This is a genomic window from Hydrogenophaga electricum, assembly GCF_030160815.1.
Taxonomy (GTDB): Bacteria; Pseudomonadota; Gammaproteobacteria; order Burkholderiales; family Burkholderiaceae_C; genus Hydrogenophaga; species Hydrogenophaga electricum.
This window is the reverse complement of sequence record NZ_BSPB01000116.1, coordinates 1-2,811: the sequence shown is the minus strand read 5'-3', so window position 1 is coordinate 2,811 and position 2,811 is coordinate 1. Positions and strand designations below refer to the sequence as shown.

General features: G+C 70.7%; 4 protein-coding genes and 1 pseudogene. 4 read left to right on the top strand and 1 reads right to left on the bottom strand.

Features of this window, described 5'->3' with window-relative positions:
* The 3 genes from QQK43_RS22955 to QQK43_RS22945 form a co-directional block, all read left to right on the top strand.
* Window positions 1-439, top strand: a 439-nt coding sequence (locus tag QQK43_RS22955) for a P-loop nucleotide/nucleoside kinase family protein (RefSeq protein WP_284309604.1), incomplete at its 5' end; no start/stop codon positions are given.
* A gap of 129 nt (window positions 440-568) precedes the next feature.
* A complete protein-coding gene (locus tag QQK43_RS22950) occupies window positions 569-730 on the top strand; it encodes a DUF1328 domain-containing protein (RefSeq protein WP_234265386.1) in 162 nt (53 codons plus the stop codon).
* A gap of 49 nt (window positions 731-779) precedes the next feature.
* Window positions 780-1,103 carry a hypothetical protein gene (locus QQK43_RS22945; RefSeq protein ID WP_234265387.1) on the top strand — a complete coding sequence of 108 codons (324 nt, stop codon included), beginning with the start codon at window positions 780-782 and terminating at the stop codon, window positions 1,101-1,103.
* Between the two features lie 22 nt (window positions 1,104-1,125).
* Here QQK43_RS22945 and QQK43_RS22940 read toward each other — a convergent pair whose 3' ends face one another.
* A complete protein-coding gene (locus QQK43_RS22940; RefSeq protein ID WP_284309603.1) occupies window positions 1,126-2,412 on the bottom strand; it encodes a hypothetical protein in 1,287 nt (428 codons plus the stop codon).
* Window positions 2,413-2,670: 258 nt separating this feature from the next.
* Between QQK43_RS22940 and QQK43_RS22935 the strand changes: the two are divergent.
* Window positions 2,671-2,811 (top strand): annotated as a pseudogene (locus tag QQK43_RS22935) (L-lactate dehydrogenase); the annotation flags it as partial.

Sequence of the window (2,811 nt, the reverse complement as noted above, 5' to 3'; positions counted from 1 at the left end):
CACGCCGCGCGCGCTGCGCCTGCGCTCGGACGTGGAGCGCAAGCGCCTGCATGGCCTGGCGCCCCTGCAGGCCAGCGGCGCGGGCATCCACCAGGGCCTGTACGCGCCCCAGGCCCACGCCGACACCTACGCCAGCCTGCTGGCGCGCAGCCGCGCGCTGCTGGCCGAAGGCTGGTCGGTGGTGGTGGACGCGGCCTTCCTGCGCCAGCACGAGCGCGCGGCCTTCGCCACACTGGCGGCCGAAACGGGCTGTGGGTTCGGCATCCTCGCCTGCGAGGCACCTGTGGCCACGCTGCGCGCGCGCATCACGGCGCGGCAGGCGCAGGGGCAGGACGCGTCCGAAGCCACGCTGGCCGTGCTGGAACGGCAACTGGGCTGGCTGGAGCCGCTCACGGCGGCCGAGCGCGGCCAGGTTGTCGGCCCTGTCCTACAGCCTTAGGCAGAGCCGGCCGACACCACGCGCACCAGCGTCTTCCTACACTGAATCCATCGCAGCCACACCCCCGTGTCTGCGGTGCTTTCACCCACCGGTTTGCGCCCTCCGGCCAAGCCCAGACAGGAGACCAAGATGCTGCATTACGCCCTGGTGTTTTTCGTGGTGGCCATCATCGCCGCCGTGCTCGGATTTGGTGGCCTCGCGGCCAGCGCCGCCGGCATTGCCAAGGTGCTGTTCGTGGTGTTCCTCGTCATGGCGCTGGTGTCGTTCCTGGTGAGCGTGCTGCGCCGCTGACGCGGGCCCGTGCCCTTCCCTTTTTTCCACCCTTTTTCAGGAGAACCGCATGACCGCCACCGCCAAGAAAATCGCCGCAGCTGCCCAGGACACCGTGAACGGCCACATCGAGCAGGCCGAACAATGGCTGGACCAGACCCCGGGCGCGCTCTCGCACGCCGCCGGCAGGGTGGAACACCTGACCCGGGTCGGTGTCGAAAAAGCCCGCGAAGCCGGCGCGCAGGTCGCCCAGGGCGCCAACCAGGCCTGCAACCGCACGGCCGACTATGTGCGCGAAGAGCCGGGCAAGTCGCTGCTGGCAGCGGCACTGGCCGGCGCGGCGATCACGGCGCTGGCCGGCTGGGCCACACGCTCGCGCTGGAACCACCGCTGACGCCCCGGCGGCGGCGCAGGCCTCAGCGGCTGAACAGGCCCCGCAGCACGTTCACCGCCCCGGGCAGCACGCTGTCGACCGCGCGTTCGGTGGGGCTGGGTGCGGGCTCGGCCCCACCGCCCCCGGCCGCCATGCCGGCCATGTCCACACCGAGCACGGCCATGGTCTGGCTCTTGGTGCGCACCCGTACCGACCATTCGGGCTGCCAGCCCGTCTTGGCGTTGGCCGGCCGCGCCGGGTGCATGAGGTAGCTCTCGGGGCCATAGGCGATCATGCGCAGCATCGCCACCGAATCGGCCTGGCCCGGCGTGGCGAAGATGCCCGCCGGCACCGCGCACTGCGTGGCCGAAGCGGGCAGCAACAGCTTGTCCTTGACCCAGCGGGCGCTGGTGGCTTCGGTGAGGTAATCGAACAGGCCCAGGCCCGTATCGGCGCTTTCCGCGCTGGACCAGAGCACCATGTCCTGACCGACCATGCCCATGGCGTGCAGGTGGTAGGCGTGGGCCCGGGGCACCGGCAGCCAGCTCACCAGAATGCTTTGTGCCAGCGCGCCCTGCGTCTGCAGGCGGATGGCGGGCATCAGGTCCTGCCGCTCGCCCAGGGTGAAGCGCATCGACTCCGGCACGCCGTCGCCCTGCACCTGGAGGTCGCCCTGCAACGAGGTCTCGGGCCCGGGGTTCACGGTGTTCTTTTCGTTCGGGTACAGCGCGTGCTGCGCCCCCACCCGTGCGGCCCGCTCGGGCGCATGGCGCCCTGCCAGCAGCGGCGCCCACTGCTGCGGGTTGTTGGACAGCGGCACCACCCGGGGCTGGCCAGCGCGCACGGTTTCGCCACAGCCCCAGTAAATGAGGATGCGGCCTTTGATGTCGGGCACCTCGCCGGTCGGATCGGCGTCCTTGTAGCCGGGTGAGGGCGGCACCAGCGGCAAGGCCTCGCCCATCTTCATGCCCGGCGGAATCGCCAGTTGCGCCTCCACCCCAGGCCGGCGCGGGTTGAACAGCGCGATGTCGATCACCCGCGTGGGCGGCATCGCACCCGTGAGGCTGGGCGTGCTGCCCTGCTGGATGAAGCGGCCGCTGGCGTGGCCGTAGACCTGCGAACCGCTGGCGCCCCCCATGCGCCCGCCCAGCAGCCCCCCCACCATGCCGCCGAGCCCGCCTTCCATGAATTCGGGCACGCCCGTCATGGTGGAGGTGGACAGATCCATCCAGAGCTGGGTGGGCGCCGTCTGGGCACTGGCCGCGGTGGCCCCCAGTGCGAGCAGCCCGGCCGCCCCCACGCGCCGGAAGGGAAATGCGGACGTCAACATGCGATGCGCCATGGCAGGCCTCCGGCCTTGATCGGACGAGGAAAACGGCTTCCGGTGGCACCATCACCAGCCCGCTGCCGCGGGCCAGGAGACACCTCCGGAGACGGATGATAGGCAGACCGGCTGCGCCGTCCACCACGGCCCGACCACCGGCAAGCGCGCAGAAATTTCAAACCGCAGCGGCCCGCTTTCACGCGACCGGCCCGCGCCACAGGGATAACATCGCCCGACCTCAAAGCCTTCCCTGGAGAGCCCCCCATGCCCGTGATGACGAACATCGAAGACCTGCGCCGCCTGGCCCGGAAACGCGTGCCGCGCATGTTCTACGACTACGCCGACTCCGGCTCCTGGACCGAAAGCACCTACCGCGCCAACGAGAGCGACTTCCAGCAGATCAAG

Coding starts and splice junctions, on each gene's coding strand:
- QQK43_RS22945 (WP_234265387.1), top strand. CDS start 780: ATGACCGCCACCGCCAAGAAAATCGCCGCAGCTGCCCAGGACACCGTG.
- QQK43_RS22950 (WP_234265386.1), top strand. CDS start 569: ATGCTGCATTACGCCCTGGTGTTTTTCGTGGTGGCCATCATCGCCGCC.
- QQK43_RS22940 (WP_284309603.1), bottom strand. CDS start 2,412: ATGTTGACGTCCGCATTTCCCTTCCGGCGCGTGGGGGCGGCCGGGCTG.